The sequence below is a fragment of the Pseudomonas sp. BF-B-15 genome (assembly GCF_019946675.1).
GTDB lineage: Bacteria > Pseudomonadota > Gammaproteobacteria > Pseudomonadales > Pseudomonadaceae > Aquipseudomonas > Aquipseudomonas migulae.
This window is the reverse complement of sequence record NZ_JAGYFZ010000125.1, coordinates 1-16,247: the sequence shown is the minus strand read 5'-3', so window position 1 is coordinate 16,247 and position 16,247 is coordinate 1. Positions and strand designations below refer to the sequence as shown.

General features: G+C 60.5%; 11 protein-coding genes. 6 read left to right on the top strand and 5 right to left on the bottom strand.

Annotated elements, in window-relative coordinates; translation table 11 throughout:
* The first annotated feature begins 104 nt into the window (after nt 1-104).
* Nucleotides 105-1,184, top strand: a complete 1,080-nt coding sequence (locus KGA97_RS26350) for a patatin-like phospholipase family protein (protein ID WP_207286216.1) — start codon at nt 105-107, stop codon at nt 1,182-1,184.
* Nucleotides 1,185-1,258: 74 nt separating this feature from the next.
* Entirely contained in the window at nt 1,259-1,615 is a 357-nt protein-coding gene (queD, locus tag KGA97_RS26345) for a 6-carboxytetrahydropterin synthase QueD (protein ID WP_008025299.1), read from the top strand.
* Between the two features lie 206 nt (nt 1,616-1,821).
* Here queD and KGA97_RS26340 read toward each other — a convergent pair whose 3' ends face one another.
* Entirely contained in the window at nt 1,822-4,539 is a 2,718-nt protein-coding gene (locus tag KGA97_RS26340; RefSeq protein WP_223481785.1) for an RHS repeat-associated core domain-containing protein, read from the bottom strand.
* A gap of 152 nt (nt 4,540-4,691) precedes the next feature.
* Here KGA97_RS26340 and KGA97_RS26335 point away from each other — a divergent pair, with 152 nt between their 5' ends.
* Together KGA97_RS26335 and codA are read left to right on the top strand one after the other, a co-directional pair.
* The gene (locus tag KGA97_RS26335) at nt 4,692-5,516 is read left to right on the top strand and encodes an alpha/beta fold hydrolase (RefSeq protein ID WP_223481784.1); all 825 of its coding nucleotides are present in this window, start codon (nt 4,692-4,694) and stop codon (nt 5,514-5,516) included.
* Nucleotides 5,517-5,776: 260 nt separating this feature from the next.
* Nucleotides 5,777-7,024: a cytosine deaminase gene (codA, locus tag KGA97_RS26330; RefSeq protein ID WP_008038314.1), complete on the top strand. Its 1,248-nt coding sequence runs from the start codon at nt 5,777-5,779 to the stop codon at nt 7,022-7,024.
* A gap of 144 nt (nt 7,025-7,168) precedes the next feature.
* Here the strand turns inward: codA and KGA97_RS26325 are convergent, their stop codons facing one another.
* Nucleotides 7,169-8,161, bottom strand: coding sequence for a diaminopimelate epimerase (locus tag KGA97_RS26325; protein ID WP_223481783.1), 993 nt, complete (start codon nt 8,159-8,161; stop codon nt 7,169-7,171).
* Between the two features lie 165 nt (nt 8,162-8,326).
* Here KGA97_RS26325 and KGA97_RS26320 point away from each other — a divergent pair, with 165 nt between their 5' ends.
* Nucleotides 8,327-9,478 (top strand): MFS transporter, encoded by a 1,152-nt coding sequence (locus KGA97_RS26320; RefSeq protein ID WP_223481782.1) that lies wholly within the window; start codon nt 8,327-8,329, stop codon nt 9,476-9,478.
* 112 nt (nt 9,479-9,590) lie between these two features.
* Here the strand turns inward: KGA97_RS26320 and KGA97_RS26315 are convergent, their stop codons facing one another.
* From KGA97_RS26315 to KGA97_RS26305, 3 genes are all read right to left on the bottom strand, one after another.
* The gene (locus KGA97_RS26315; protein ID WP_223481781.1) at nt 9,591-12,038 is read right to left on the bottom strand and encodes a TonB-dependent siderophore receptor; all 2,448 of its coding nucleotides are present in this window, start codon (nt 12,036-12,038) and stop codon (nt 9,591-9,593) included.
* A 97-nt stretch (nt 12,039-12,135) separates the two neighbouring features.
* On the bottom strand, nt 12,136-13,119 hold the full coding sequence (locus KGA97_RS26310; RefSeq protein ID WP_223481780.1) for a FecR family protein: 984 nt from the start codon (nt 13,117-13,119) through the stop codon (nt 12,136-12,138).
* 40 nt (nt 13,120-13,159) lie between these two features.
* Nucleotides 13,160-13,660: a sigma-70 family RNA polymerase sigma factor gene (locus tag KGA97_RS26305; protein WP_008038304.1), complete on the bottom strand. Its 501-nt coding sequence runs from the start codon at nt 13,658-13,660 to the stop codon at nt 13,160-13,162.
* A gap of 215 nt (nt 13,661-13,875) precedes the next feature.
* Between KGA97_RS26305 and tynA the strand changes: the two genes are divergently transcribed.
* Nucleotides 13,876-16,164 carry a primary-amine oxidase gene (tynA, locus tag KGA97_RS26300; protein ID WP_192419796.1) on the top strand — a complete coding sequence of 763 codons (2,289 nt, stop codon included), beginning with the start codon at nt 13,876-13,878 and terminating at the stop codon, nt 16,162-16,164.
* Nucleotides 16,165-16,247: the final 83 nt, after the last annotated feature.

Genomic DNA, 16,247 nt, shown 5'->3' with positions numbered 1-16,247 from the left:
TTGAATGTCAGTACGCCATCGCGAGCAGGCTCGCTCCCACAGTAGATTTGTGACGTTGCCTGACCTGTTTATAATCCGCCCGCTTGCCAGACATCGAGACCGGTATGACCGCCATCCACATCAAGTTCCCTTCCCTGACCCTCAAGGCCGGCCCGCGTGCCTTGGCGCGCATCCGTGAGCACGGCTTGAACGCCGCCGATGTCGGTACGTTGCCGGGTGCTGCCGGCGGGCCGAAGGCGTTGGGGATTCAAGGTCTGGACTTGGCGCTGTTTGGCGAGTGGTTGCCCGCAGCGCCGCGTGAGCGGTCGCTGATCGGCGCCTCGGTCGGCTCCTGGCGCTTCGCCAGTGCCTGCCTGCCGGACGCCGCCGAAGGCATCCGCCGCCTTGGTCACCTGTACACCGAGCAGAACTTCGCCAAGGGCGTGACCATGGCGCAGATCAGCCAGAGCTCGCAACGCATGCTCAATGACCTGCTCGACGGTCGCGATGCGGCGATTCTGAGCAACGCGAATTACCGGCTGAACATCATGGTGGTCAAAAGCCACGGCCTGCTTGCGGACGATCATCGCGGTCGTCTCGGGCTGGGCCTGTCGTCGGTGATCGCCGACAACCTGCGCGGTCGCGCGCGGCTGTCGCGGCATTTCGAGCGGCTGATCATCCACGACCCGCGCTTGGCACCGCCGGTCAACGCGCTGAACGATTTCCCCTCGCGCTTCGTCGCGCTGAATGCCGGCAACCTGCGCCAGGCCCTGCTCGCCTCGGGCTCGATCCCGATGGTCATGGAAGGCGTGCGCGACCTGCCGGGCGCTGGCGCCGGGACGTTCCGCGACGGCGGCCTGCTCGACTATCACCTCGACCTGCCCTACAGCGGCAACGACATCGTGCTGTACCCACATTTCACCGACCGGGTGATTCCCGGCTGGTTCGACAAAACCCTGCCGTGGCGCCGTGCCTGCCCAACGCGCTTGCAGGATGTCCTGTTGCTGGCGCCGTCCAAGGAATACCTGGCCCGCCTGCCCTACGGCAAACTGCCGGACCGTAACGACTTCAAGCGCTTCATGGGCGATGCGCCGAGCCGGCAGAAATACTGGCGTACGACCATGGATGAAAGTCGCAGGCTGGGCGATGAGTTTCTCGAACTGGCCGCCAACGGTCGCCTTGGCGAACGCTTGCTGACCCTTTAGTCAGGACAAACTGTTAAACTCGCCGCCTGCCCACATCGCTGCGGCGATCGCCACCTGACAGAGCTGAAACCACTGTGGAAATCTTCAAAGAATTTACCTTCGAATCCGCCCACCGCCTGCCCCACGTCCCGGAAGGCCACAAGTGCGGCCGCCTGCACGGTCACTCGTTCAAAGTGGCGATTCATTTGAGTGGCGATCTGGATCCGCATACCGGCTGGATTCGCGACTTTTCCGAGATCAAGGCGATCTTCAAGCCGTTGTATGAGCGCCTGGATCACAACTACTTGAATGACATTCCTGGGTTGGAGAATCCGACCAGTGAAGTGTTGGCGAAGTGGATCTGGGTTGAGTTGAAGCCGCTGTTGCCGGAGCTTAGTGCGATTCGGATACATGAGACTTGTACTAGCGGTTGCATCTATCGCGGGGAGTGAGCCGACAGATCAAAAAACCACCGATATCGGTGGTTTTTTAATCGCGACTACAATTGCAATCCCTTATCTATGAGCACGCGACTTGCTCGTCGGCATGTGTTCGCACATGAATTTTTAATAAGGTTCATACGAGCAAGTGTATTTGTCGCTAAAACTCTCTGACATATAAAAAAAACCATAAAAACCGGTGGTTGTTTTATTTACTGTCATCGCTTCACTCCTGGATGTTTGTTGAGCAGATGTTTTTTTAATGTTTCCGGTGCGACAAATTTTTTCGCGCATCCATTAACCGAGCATTTGACACTTAGTCCATGATAATTCCAAACATGTTGATCAAGCCAACGACGCTGTGAAAATGCTTGACGACATGTTGCTTCAATACAAGGAAATTTTTTAGTACCCGGGAGGGTCAAACCATTTGTCCTAGAAATCAGACTATCTACTTGTCCTTCTTTATGCGATAGAAGATGCCCTGGAATGTAGCTTTCATGGGCAAATCTTTTACCGCACACAAAGCACTCAAAAGGCTTGTCAGTTTTATGAACTCTTGCATGATTTCGGAGCCCGATTTTTTTTCCGAATGTCTTACCACATGTAACACACGGGTAGGAACGCGATACCCCTAATGTTACGTGCGCACGATTCGCCTCATTAGTAGTCACCGGGGCGTTGAATAAACCCGCTAACGAGTCCTGCGAATTATCATTCTGACTGAGTGAGCCAGAGGCCGACGAAATTGACGACGAGGAAGCGGCAGTTGGGTTAACTACAAACTGAAAAAGTAGAGGACTGGGTGCAACTTCCAGTGACATACGAGCACGCTTCGCTTCTTCATCATTTAACGGGGCATTGAATATTCCTGCCAATGAATCTTGCGACTGGAAATCCTGTGAGTCGATATCCAGATTTGGCAGGTCAGCGCTTGCTCTGGAAGAACTCGTAACTTCCCCGCGAAAGGAGGTTTGAGACTCATCCTCAGGTAATGACTCATCTCCGCTCCACATCCGCCCATCCCGATCCACTCTCCCCACCGGCGAATTCCCCACAAAACAATACAAATTCAACCCATCCACCGCCCCCGCCGGGTCCGGGTTGATCCATCGGCACAACCACGGCGCACAGTAGCGATAACCGTAGTAATACAACCCGGTCGCATCCCGTTCCTTGCCCGAATAGCGAATGGTTTTGTACGCACCACTTTGATCGCTGTGGTTTTCATAGGACGTACCACCAAACGGGTAAAACTCTTCGCGGCTCTGCACCCTGGCCTGTTCATCCAATTCCAGCGTCCCGGACCCGAGATGGTCGGTCAGGTGGTAACGCAACGAATGGTCGGGTGCATCGGCGCCGTGCAACCACGTCACCCGATTGCGTCCGGCCTCCAGATCGAGCACTTCATGTTGCTTGCCGCCCGGACGATGATGGATCTCCAGCCCCGGCAGATAGCGCACTTCGGCAATCACGATGCGGGCGGCGGCCAGTGCGGTGCGGACCTTGCGCAGGCGTTTGCCACCGCCGCCATAGAGGTAGCGTTCGGTGTCGTCGTCTTCGTCTTCGCGCACCACCGGTGACACGCTGGACAACTGGTTACGCGCATCCCAGATCATGGTTTGGCCAGGCTGCAAATATTGCAGGTTGCCGTTGGCGTCGAAATGGCGGGCGAAATCCGGTGGTTGTTCGCCCTTGAGCAGGCTGCGGTTGCTGGTCGGGTCGATGGCCCAGCGCCGGGTGAATGGCTGGACGCCGAGGTGGCGCAGTTCAGTCAGGTTGCCGCCCGCGTCGTAGTCGTATTCTTCGCGGTAGTTGACCACGGCGTTGGGGTTGGCCGAGGCGCGGTAGGGAGTGCCGGGATAACTGGATGAGCGCTCGGCTTCCCAGCCGGTGGCGTGGGTTAATTGACCAAAGGTGTCGTAGCCGTAGGTACATTGGCCGTCGATGCGCTGGTTGTTGTGGTAACGAATCGGCACTGCGTGATTGTCGATCTGGAGGATGTTGCCCATCGGGTCGACGTTGTATCGCAGGTCTTGCAGCGGCGCGGCGTTCGGCAACCCGGCGCACAAGCGCAACAGGCGCCCATCATCCAGTGCGTACTGCGCCTCGGTGACCACACCGTTGCCAGCGGTTTCCCGTTCGACTTTTCCGCCGGGGTTGTAGTGGATGTCGTGCACCAGGCATTGTCCGGGTGCGACAGTGTTCGCCGGTTGCAACCAGCCGTCCTTGAGCTGCCCGGCCACGGTGTAGGTGAAGTGACGACGGTGTTTTTTGGCGTCGGTGAGGCTTAGCAAATCGCCCAACGGGTTATAGGCCCAATGGCTTGCAAGCCCGGGATCAGCTTCCAGCAAGCGATCGCGTGCGGCGCAGTCCAGCGGCCAATCCGGCGGATCGAGGGAGGCCAGAAAGTGGCTGATTTCACTTAACGCGAACCCCCGCAGATCGTACGCCGGCATGTGCCGCGTGCCCGCCGGATCGTCGTGGCGAATCACTCGGCCGCATTGATTGGCAGCATCAAAACCGGCCCCGGCGCTGCCGTATTCAAAGCGCTCCACAACCCGTTCCAACTCTCTTACGGCAACAGGCCGCAGCGACGAATCGTATTGCGTATCCTGCCGAGCCCCCCGACTGTCCCATCCGCTCAAGACCTCATCCGCTTGCCCGAGCAACAACACCCGCCAACCGGCATCGACACTGTCAGTCGCCAACACCTTGCCGGTCAGGGTGAAACGATGACTCAGCGCAGACGCGGACAACCGCGCATCCCGTTGCTCAATCCCCCTTCCCGCCACATCGAACACCTGCCGCGTCACCCGCACCTGCGGCGTTTGCCCACTCTCCCCACGCCAGTACGCCACGCTGCGCACAGCCAGGCCGCGCGGGTCAATGACCGCCAGAGTGGGCGTTCCGTGATGCAGGCTGAGGTTGTCCATGGGCTGTGGATATCATCCGCCATCAACAGCCGTCTACTGTCACAAATCACAGGTATTCATCCCGCTGATCCGACAGATCAAAAAAACTGCCGGGACGAGCGGTTTTTTTATGCCTATGCTTTTTCGCTCGCACCCGCCAAGAGGACGTCCCCATGACTGACTGGCCGCTGGCTCAAACCTATCGCTTCAACGGGCGCTCCGTCCGTTACGCCGTGCGTGGCGACGGCCCGCCGTTGGTGTTCGTGCATGGCACGCCGTTCTCTTCGTATGTGTGGCACCGGATTGCGCCGCACTTCATCACGTCGCACCGGGTGCATTACTTCGACCTGCTGGGTTATGGGCTGTCCGAGAAGGTCGAAGGCGATGTGTCGCTGGGGGTGCAGAACGAGTTGTTGACCCAACTGCTGGAGCATTGGGGGCTGGATTGCCCGGATGTGGTGGCCCACGATTTCGGTGGCGCGACGGTGCTGCGCGCACATCTGCTGAACGGCAAGGACTACCGCAGCCTGACGCTGATCGACCCGGTGGCGTTGACGCCGTGGGGCTCGCCGTTCGTGCAGCAGGTGCGTCAGCATGAAGCGGCGTTCAGCGGTGTGCCCGATTACATTCAGCGGGCGATTGTGTCGGCCTATGTTCGCGGGGCGATCAAGCGCGACATACCCGACGATGAACTCGCGCCCTACGTGCAACCGTGGCTGGGCGATCCGGGGCAAGCGGCGTTTTACCGGCAGATCGCGCAGATGGATCAGCGCTATACCCGTGAGGTCGAGGGGTTGTACCCGACGGTTCGTTGCCCGGTGCAGATTCTGTGGGGCGAGGATGATCAGTGGATCCCCATCGAGCGTGGCCGCGCGCTGCAGCAGATGATTGCGGGGGCGCAGTTTCACCCAATCCCCAATGCCGGGCATCTGATTCAGGAAGATGCGCCGGAGGCGATCGTTGCCGCGCTGCTGCGTTTTCTCCCCAAATCCCCCTGAAAACACCCGATTCTTTGTAGGAGCCAGCTTGCTGGCGATAGCGGTGTGTCAGTCGGCACATATGTTGCCTGTTATACCGCCATCGCCGGCAAGCCGGCTCCTACAGGGAAGCGGTGTGGTCCCGATCAATGGTGGGCATTTTTCTTTCGCTGCCGTGGTCAAAGTTCGCATCTGACCGATGCTCGATTTCCGTTGCCGCGCTAATGTCTATAACTGACGCGCCAACACACTACTACAAGATCTCCAAAAGGATTCGCCTGATGCACATCATCAACGCCCGCCTGCGCAACCAAGAAGGCCTGCATGAATTGCACCTGGAAAACGGCCTGATCAGCAATATTGCCCGTCAGACCGAAGCGCCGACCCTGGGCCCCGATGATCTGGACGCCGGCGGCAACCTGGTGGTGCCGCCCTTCGTCGAACCGCACATCCACCTCGACGCCACGCTCACCGCCGGCGAACCGCGCTGGAACATGAGCGGAACGCTGTTCGAAGGCATCGAATGCTGGGGCGAGCGCAAGGTGACGATCACCGAGGAAGACACCAAGACCCGCGCCAGGAAAACCATCCAGGCCCTCGCCGCCCACGGCATCCAGCATGTGCGCACCCATGTCGATGTCACCGACCCGCAGCTGACGGCGCTGAGAGCGATGCTCGAAGTGCGCGAGGAAAGCCGGCACCTGATCGACATGCAAATCGTTGCATTCCCCCAGGAAGGCATCGAGTCGTACCGCAACGGTCGTGAGCTGATGGAAGAAGCGATCCGCATGGGCGCGGACGTGGTTGGCGGGATTCCGCATTTCGAATACACCCGCGATCAGGGCGTGAGCTCAGTGAAGTTCCTGATGGACCTCGCCGAGCGCACCGGTTGCCTGGTGGACGTGCATTGCGATGAAACCGACGACCCGCATTCGCGGTTTCTCGAAGTGCTCGCCGAAGAAGCCCGCAGCCGCGACATGGGCTCGCGGGTCACGGCCAGCCACACCACGGCCATGGGCTCTTACGACAACGCGTACTGCGCCAAACTGTTTCGCCTGCTCGGGCATTCGGGGATCAGTTTTGTCTCCTGCCCCACCGAGAGCATTCACCTGCAAGGGCGCTACGACAACTTTCCGAAACGTCGTGGCGTCACTCGGGTGAATGAATTGCTCGAAGCGGGGATGAACGTGTGCTTCGGCCAGGACTCGATCGTCGACCCGTGGTATCCGCTGGGTAACGGCAACATTTTGCGGGTGCTCGAAGCGGGTCTGCACATCTGTCACATGCTCGGGTATCGCAACCTGCAAAGCGCGCTGGACCTGGTCACCGACAACAGCGCCAGGGCGATGAACCTGGGGGATCGGTATGGACTCGAGCGCGGGCGGCCGGCGAATTTGCTGATTCTTTCGGCGGACAGCGATTACGAGGTGATCCGCAGTCAGGGCTTGCCGCTGTATTCGGTTCGTGATGGGAAGGTGTTGATGAAGCGGCAGATGCCAGTGGTGGAGTTTTTTGGTGAGCAACCCTGAGTTTTGTGTTGGCTGAGCTGACGCCTTCGCGGGCAAGTCGGATCGCCGCATCGCTCGCTCCTACAGTGATCTTCAGTGGACACAATTTTTGTGTACGGCTGCAATCCTGTGGGAGCGAGCCTGCTCGCGATGGCGATCTTGAGATCACCCCATCAATCGCGCCGTACCAAACAAACTGACCCGACTCAATTCCCCGTCTGTTTCCTCCAACAAAATCGGCGCCGTCCCACCAGGCATCACCACCTTCACCTCACCCGCCACCACCCAACCCACCCGCCAAGCCGCACACGCCACCGCGCTCGCACTGGTACCGGACGACGCCGTCGGCCCTTCCCCACGTTCAAACACCCGAGCAGCAATTCGCCCCGCTGACTCGCGCATCGCCCATTGCAAATTAACCCCCGCCGGACACGGGTGCCCTGCCCCGGTCGGCATCGCGTAGGCAATGCGCGTCAACCCTTCGGACAATCGCGCTTCGCGCATCTGCTCATTGGCCGGCAATGCCTCGGCATCGTCCACAAGGGTTACGCAATGCGGATTGCCGACCCGCACGAACTGGCTGCGCGACCAGGCGGGATCCAGCGCCGACAACGATTGAACGTGGCTGAGCCCACGACCGTTGAATGCCACATCGGTCACCCCTTGAGCACTGACCGCCTCGGGCCCGAACGCCGGTTTGCCCAGATCCAGCCAGAAACCCTGCACACCCTCGACCTGCGCGCGGTTCACCGATGTCTCACCGGGCGAAGGCGTGTCGGCCTTGTCGTGATGAACCCTGAGCACACACGCCGCGTTTTCCGGAAACAGTCCTTGATCGCTGAGCGCCTGGGAGAAAATCGTCAGCCCGTTGCCACTGCGCTCGGCCAGGGTGCCGTCGGTATTGACGATCAACAGATCGAACGGCGGCGATGTTTGAAACGGGCCGACCAGCAGACCGTCGCAGCGATGGTCCTTGCTGCCGGGCGGTTGCGTGCCCGGCGCCCAGGCACAGAACGCCTCGATGGCCGACACTGCCCAGGTCGTGCGGGTTTGCGCCGCCAGACTGGCCTGTTCAGGTAAATCGATCCCTTCGCGGCGCACTGCATCCGGCGCCACTACCGCGTAGATATTGCCTCGAGCATCGTAGAACGGCGTCATGGCACCTCCCGTGTAAACATCACAGGCGTGCAACATATCGCGAAACCGCGACGGGCTGTGCAAGGATGTCACCCTGCCTGACCGCGAAACCGTCCGGACGCTGATCGAACCTCATGGGTGAGTCACTGTCCCTTGGGGACGCGACGTTTTTTGCCAAGGATCGATATGACCAACCTCAACACGCCCACCACTTTCGTGCCCGGACGCCTGGAACAGATGTCCACGCGCATTGCCTTTTTCATCGCCGGTTTCGGGATTGCCGCGTGGGCGCCGCTGGTGCCTTACGCCAAGGCCCGGGCCGGGCTGGATGAAGGCACCCTCGGCTTGCTGCTGTTGTGCCTGGGGGTGGGCTCGATTCTGGCGATGCCGATGGCGGGACTGCTGGCCACGCGTTTCGGCTGCCGGCGCGTGCTGACGGGCGGTACGTTGTTGATCTGTCTGGCGCTGCCGCTATTGGCGACGGTGTCCTCGATCCCGGCGCTGATTGCGGCCTTGTTCATGTTCGGCGCGGGCCTCGGCACGGTGGATTCGACGGTGAACCTGCAAGCGGTGATCGTCGAGCGCGCCAGCGGCAAAACCATGATGTCGGGTTTCCACGGGCTGTTCAGCCTCGGCGGGATTGTCGGGGCGGCGGGCGTCAGTGCCCTGCTCGGCTTCGGGGTTTCTCCGTTGGGAGCGATGCTGGTGGTGATCGTGCTGCTGCTGATCGCACTGTGCAAAGCCGCGCCGCACTTGCTGCCGTATGGCAGTGAAAGTTCCGGGCCGGCCTTTGCCATTCCCCACGGCATCGTGCTGTTTATCGGCGGGATGTGTTTCATCGTGTTCCTCGCCGAGGGCGCGGCGCTGGACTGGAGCGCGGTGTTCCTGGCGCAGGAACGCGGGATCGACACGGCCTATGCGGGATTGGGTTATGCGGCGTTTGCGCTGACCATGACGGCCGGGCGCTTGACCGGTGACAAGATCGTCCGGCGCCTCGGCGCGACACGGGTGATCGTGTTCGGTGGGCTGACGGCCGCTACCGGCCTGTTTCTGGCGACGTTTGCACCGAGCTGGGAGATGGCGCTGGTGGGTTATGCACTGCTGGGCGCGGGCTGCTCGAATATCGTGCCGGTGCTGTACACCGCCGTGGGCAAGCAGACGGTCATGCCTGAAAGCATTGCCGTGCCGGCGATTACGACGCTGGGTTACGCGGGGATTCTGGCGGGGCCGGCGGTGATCGGGTTCATCGCCCACGGCAGCAGTTTGAGTTTTGCCTTTGGGCTGATGGCGGTGCTGCTGGTGGCGGTTGCCATTGGCGGAAAGGTGTTGAAGGCCTGAAAAGCATCGCCGGCAAGCCAGCTCCTACAAGGTTTTGCGTCGTGCACAAATTCTGTGAATGACATGAAACCTGTAGGAGCCGGCTTGCCGGCGATGCAGGCGACTCGGTCTATCAGAACCCGACGCTGGCCTGCACGAAGAACGTGCGCGGTGCGCCGACGTACATGCCCGAGTTGTTGTCGCTGGAGCGGGTGAAGTACTGCTTGTCGAAGATGTTTTTCACCCCGGCGCCGACTTTCAGGTTCGATAGCTGCGCGCCGAAGTCATAACCGCCCCGCACGTTCCAGGTGACGTAACCGGGAATGTCGCCGTACTGACCGTCGGCAGTGCCTTCGGTGATGTAGTTGTTGGTGAAGCTGCCGTTGGAATTCACGGCAACGCCCGGCGAACGTTGTTTGGACTGGGCAAACGCATCGACGTTGTAGGTCCAGCGGTCGATGTCATATCGCAAGCCGGCAGTCGCGACCTGGCGCGAATAGAACGGCAGGTCACGGCCCTTGAAGCCTGGAATCTCCCCTTCATACACGGCACGTGTGTAGGTGAAACCGGCGTTGGCGCTCAGGCCGTCGAGCCGAGGGTCCAGTGCCGCCATGTCGTAATGCACCGATGCTTCAACGCCTTGGTGCGTGGTTGCGCCGAGGTTGGTCCAGCCCGCATCGTTGCTGATGTACTGCAACTCTTTATCGAAGTCGATGTAGAACAGCGTCACTTCGCCGCCCCACACATCATCGTTGTAGCGCGTGCCGAGCTCGTAGGTCTTGGCTTTTTCCGGCTCCAGACCGTTGGCGGTGCTGTCACCCGTACCGCCCTGACCGAGCTGGAAATACTGCAGGCTGCCGAACGAAGTCTCGTAGTTGGCGAACAGTTTCCAGGCATCGGAAATGTGATACATCACACTCAAGGCCGGCAGCGGCTCGTTGCTTTCGATGCTGCGGTTCTTCTCTGTCACACGCTTGCCATCGGCATCTCGTACGGGGCGCTCATGCCAGTCGGTGCTGATGTGCTCGAAACGGATGCCGGGGGTAATCGTCCAGTTGCCGACGTCGATCTTGTCGTCGAGGTAAACGGAGTTGGCTTCCGTACCGCCGGTGCGGTCCTGGTACACATGGCCGTCCGAGGCCTTGGTCGCGACGGGCTCGTTGCTCTTGTTCAGCTCCAGACGAGTCGCCTGTTCGTGCATGCCTTCCTTGAGGTAGCGATAACCGACGCTGACTTCCTGGGTGGTCGGGCCCACGTCGAACACATGGGACACCCGCGGTTCGATGCCGAAGGTGTAATAGGTCCGCGGGAACGAGCCGATAGTCTTCTGGTCGCGGGCGGCGATGTTGCTGCCACGGAAGCTGTCGGAGTAGTACGTCAGCACTTCTGCCTGGGTACGGTCATCGATCTGCCGCGCCCACTTGAACGAGACGTCCTTGCGGCGCCCGCTGAAGTTGTCGTTGTTGCGGTCGGACTGAAACGGATTGGCGTCGTACTGCGCCTGAGTCAGGCCGCCGGGCATGTCGGCGCTGGCGTCGTAGTAATGCAGGTTGAGGCTGAAGTCGTCGACATCGGTCGGCGCCCAGTGGGTCTTGAGCAGCACGTCGTCGATGTCGTTGCCGTTGTTGCGCTCACGGTAACCGTTGCCGTTCACGCCCGAGTACAACAGCGCCACGCCCATGCCGTTGTCCGCGGTACCGCCGGCAAACGCCGTGTCGATGTGCTTCCAGCCACCGTGCTTGGAGGTTTCCAGGGTGGTGCCGATTTCGGCGGAGGCTTTTTCCGGGATTGCGCGGGTCACGAAGTTGATCACACCGCCGACGTTCTGCGGCCCGTAGCGCACGGAACCGGCACCGCGTACCACGTCGATGCTGTCGAGGTTACCCGATGAAATCGGCGCCATGGACAGCTGCGGCTGGCCATACGGCGCGAACGCGGCCGGCACGCCGTCGATCAGCACCGTGGAGCGTGGCGACAGGCGCGAGGTCAGGCCGCGCACGCCGACGTTCAGGGAGATATCGCTGCCGCCAGTGCCGTTGGCTTCTTGCACTTGCACGCCGGGCACGCGCTTCAACACGTCGCCGACGTTCATCGCGCCTTGCTCGACCATGGCTTCGCGGCGAATCACCGTGCGAGCGCCAGGGTGGTTCTGCACCACGGCGGCATCGGCGTCACCGAGCCAGTCACCGACGACCTTGATGTCAGTCACGCCCAGTTCCAGCGGGCCATTGGCGGCTGAAGTCGGCGATGGAGCCGGCGTCAGGGTCACCGAACCTTCGTCGATCTGATACTCGAGACCGCTGCCCTGCAGCAATTGGCGCAAGGCCTGCTCCGGCGAAAGGTTGCCATCCACCGCCGGGGCCTGTTTGCCCGCGACCAGTTCTGGACTGAAAAAAACCTGCAACGAGGTTTGCTGGCCGAGCTCGCTCAGCGCCTGACCCAAGGGTTGCGCCGGGATGTGAATGGCATCGGCGGCAAAGGCCTGGGGCAGCGCAGCGTTGACCGCCAGCGCAAGGGCCAGCGGCAACCAAAGACGCTTGTTATTTTTAGCGGCGTTGTTTTTAGCGGTGGTTTTTTTCACGTCGAACGTAGTCCTGTGGATCGCAAGAGTGTGCGCCTGTTAATGCAAACCAGTTGCAGTTGGACAGGAAGACGATCAACTCGAAAAAAACCTGAATTTATTTTGAAATTATTTCCTGACTGCCGTCATCGAGGGTGCGCACGGCCACCGGCAAGATGGTCGGCAAGGCCTTGAGCAGCGCGTCGGTGTTGTCGGATTTGAACACGCTGGTCAGGCGCAGATTGCCCACTGTGTCGTTGCCGACGGTGAGTGGCTTGTCCCGATAACGCGACACTTCCTCGGCCACTTCGGCCAGGCTGGCGTTGTTGAACACCAGTTTGCCGTTGCGCCAGGCCGTCAGTTCCGCAGGGTTGACCGCATAGGCCGAGGCCACTTTGCCCTGGGCATCAATGCGCGTTCCCAGGCCAGCGGTAAGGTTGACGAACTCATTGTCCGCCGCGCCGTGCCCCTGAACCCTGACCGTGCCCTGCTCCACCACGACCCGGGTGTCACTGACGCCGCGACGCACATCGAAGCGCGTGCCGGTGACCGTGACCTTGCCGCTGCCCGCTTGGACCACGAATGGCCGATCGCTGTCATGGGCGACGCTGAACATTGCCTCGCCTTGCGTCAACTCGATGCCGCGCTGGCCTTTTTCAAAGCGCACCTGAAGACGACTGCGGCTGTTCAGGTCGATCACCGAACCGTCCGGCAGCGCCACCTGGCGACGTTCGCCCAACGTCGTCGAATACTCGGCGGTGTAAGGCGCCGGTTGATTCAAACCGCTGAACAGGCCCAGGCCCAGCGCCACGGCCACCACACTGGCCGCCACCGCATAACGCACCAGCGGTCGACGTTTGCTGCGCGCCGGCGGGGTTTCGCACAAGGCTTGCAGTCGCGCACGCGGCACCAGGTCGGCGGCTGTCCACAGGCCCTGAAGCAACTGAAATTCGTCGCGGTGCTGAGGGTGCTCGTTCAGCCAGTGCTCGAAACGCTGGCGCTCTTCGACGTCAATGGCCGGCTCCTGCAAACGCACAAACCACTGCGCCGCCTCATCGCGAACCGTCGTTTGCCCGCACGCGCAATCACGAGTATCCATCATGGAAGTTCCTGTTTGGCTGGGGAAGAGAGTGCACGGCCGATCATGGTTGCAAACCGTCGAGGCGGTCGCGCAGATGCCGCAGGGTGCGGATCATATACTTTTCCACCATGTTCTTGGACAGTCCCAGGCGTTCGGCGATTTCAGCCTGGGTCAGCCCTTCGATCTTCTGCCAAACAAAAACCTTGCGACAGTTGACCGGCAACTCGGTGAGCGCCCGTTCAATGGAATCAGCCAACTGGATCGCATGCATGAAATGCTCCGGGTCGCCGGACGACGACACACTGTGATCAATCGCCTCCGACTCCATGGCGCCCCGCCGATCCTCACGCCGATAACCATCCACCGCGATGTTGCGCGCAGTCTGGTGCAAATACGCCCGGGGTTGCTGCACCGCCGCCGAATCGGACTCAAGCACCCGCACGAAGGTGTCGTGGGCCAGATCCTCGGCCTGCTGACGATTTCTCAGGCGACGGGTCCAGGTGCCAACCAACTCTTCGTAATGCTCGAAAAAGCCGTGTCTGCGGGGCAACTTGGGGGTCATTGCGGTGTGCTGTGATGACGGGGCGTGAATAGTAATGCTTCCTATTAACCGGAAGCAATGGATTCCAGACAGCCGACTCGCCACCACTCGTCAACGAGAAAAGTTGATTTAGGCACACAGCCAAAGGATTCTGGCAGGCATCCAAAAGAAGCTAGCCACAAGCTGTAGCAAAGTGCAGTCATGCCATTCACCGGCGTTCGTCCAGGAATTCAGACATGTTCACCTCCTTTGCCTCACTGAAAAGAAAACCCCTCGCCCGCCTCGCGCTGGCCATCAGCCTTGGCACGCTTGGCCTGCCTTACTGGGCGGGCACCGCTCAGGCCCATGGCGGGCACGCCGAGATGGTGCCGCTGCAAGCGGGCCTAGAGGAGTTTGGGGCCACGGTGAAATGGGACGACTACGCCGACCTGTTCGTGATTGCCAAGGACGGCGTTTATCTCAAGGTCAAACCGGGCAGCAAGGTCGCCATGCTCAACGGCAAACGGATGGAGCTGAGTGTGCCGGTGGTGTTCAAGGGCAAGACCGCTTTCATGTCCAAGGACTTCATCAATCAGGTGTTCCAGTCCGGCCTGGACAAGACCTTTGTCGTCGAGACGCGCCCTAACCCGCTCAACCCGCTGAGCGCGGATGAGATCAAGACCGCTGTCGAGATCATCAAGCAATCGGAGCACTACAAACCCGGTTTCCGCTTCACGGAAGTATCGGTCAACGAGCCGCCGAAGGATCAGGTGTGGAATTTCGTCTACAGCGGGCAAAACGTCGCCCAACCGCGCCAGGCCAACATTGTGGTGCTCGACGGCAAGCACGTGGTTGAAGGCCTGGTCGATCTCGACAGCAAGACGCTCAAATCGTGGAAGCCGATTGAAGGCGCCCACGGCATGGTCCTGCTGGATGACTTCGCGACGGTGCAATCGGCGATTGAAGCGAGCCCCGAGTATGCGCAGGCGCTGACCAAACGCGGTATCAGCGATGTGAAGAAGGTGGTGGCCACGCCGTTGACGGTCGGTTACTTCGACGGCAAGGACGGGCTGGCGCAGGACAAGCGTCTGCTGAAAATCGTCAGCTATCTGAATACCGGTGACGGCAACTACTGGGCGCACCCGATCGAGGGGCTGGTGGCGATTGTCGATCTGGAGCAGAAGAAACTGATCAAGATCGAAGACGACGCGGTCATTCCGGTGCCGATGAAATCGACGCCGTACGACGGACGCGGGCGTAAGGGCACGTCGGTCAAGCCGCTGGAAATCATCGAGCCCGAAGGCAAAAACTACACCATCTCCGGCAACAGCATTCACTGGCAGAACTGGGACTTCCACGTTCGCCTCGACTCGCGGGTCGGCCCGATCCTGTCCACCGTCACTTATGACGACAAGGGCAAGAAACGCAAAATCATGTACGAAGGCTCGCTGGGCGGCATGATCGTGCCTTACGGCGATCCGGATGGCGGCTGGTACTTCAAGGCTTATCTCGATTCGGGCGATTACGGCATGGGCACGCTGACCTCGCCGATCGCGCGCGGTAAAGATGCTCCGGAAAACGCCGTGCTGCTGGACGCGACCATTGCCGACTACACCGGCGCCCCGACCTCGATTCCCCGCGCCATGGCGGTGTTCGAACGCTACGCCGGCCCGGAATACAAACACCAGGAAATGGGCCAGCCCAACCTCAGCACCGAGCGTCGTGAACTGGTGGTGCGCTGGATCAGCACCGTCGGCAACTACGACTACATTTTCGACTGGGTCTTCCAGCAAAACGGCACCATTGGCATCGACGCCGGCGCCACCGGCATCGAAGCGGTCAAGGGCGTGAAATCGAAAACCATGCACGAAGCCACGGCCAAGGAAGACACGCGCTACGGCACGCTGCTGGACCACAACATCGTCGGCACCACGCACCAGCACATCTACAACTTCCGCCTGGACATGGACGTGGACGGTGAGAACAACTCGCTGGTGGAAGTGAACCCGGTGGTTGCCCCGAACGACCGTGGCGGACCGCGCACCAGCACGATGCAGACCGAAACCAAAGTCGTCGGCACCGAGCAGCAAGCCGCGCAGAAATTCGACCCGTCGACTGTTCGCCTGCTGACCAATACCAGCAAGGAAAACAAAGTCGGCAACCCGGTTTCCTATCAGTTGATTCCGTATGCCGGCGGTACGCACCCGGTGGCCAAGGGTGCCAATTTCGGCAAGGACGAATGGCTCTATCACCGCCTGAGTTTCATGGACAAACAGCTGTGGGTGACGCGCTACAACCCGGAAGAGAAGTATCCGGAAGGCAAATACCCGAACCGCTCGGACAAGGATGCGGGGCTTGGGCAGTTCACCCACGACAACCAGTCCATCGAAAACAGCGATGACGTGGTCTGGCTGACCACCGGCACCACGCACATCGCCCGTGCGGAGGAATGGCCGATCATGCCGACCGAGTGGGTGCATGTGCTGTTGAAGCCGTGGAATTTCTTCGATGAGACGCCGACGTTGAACCTCAACGTGCCGCAGTAATGCGGCACACCCCCTGTAGGAGCCGGCTTGCTGGCGATGGCGGAGTGTCAGCCGACATTAATGTTTCTGACACACCGCCATCG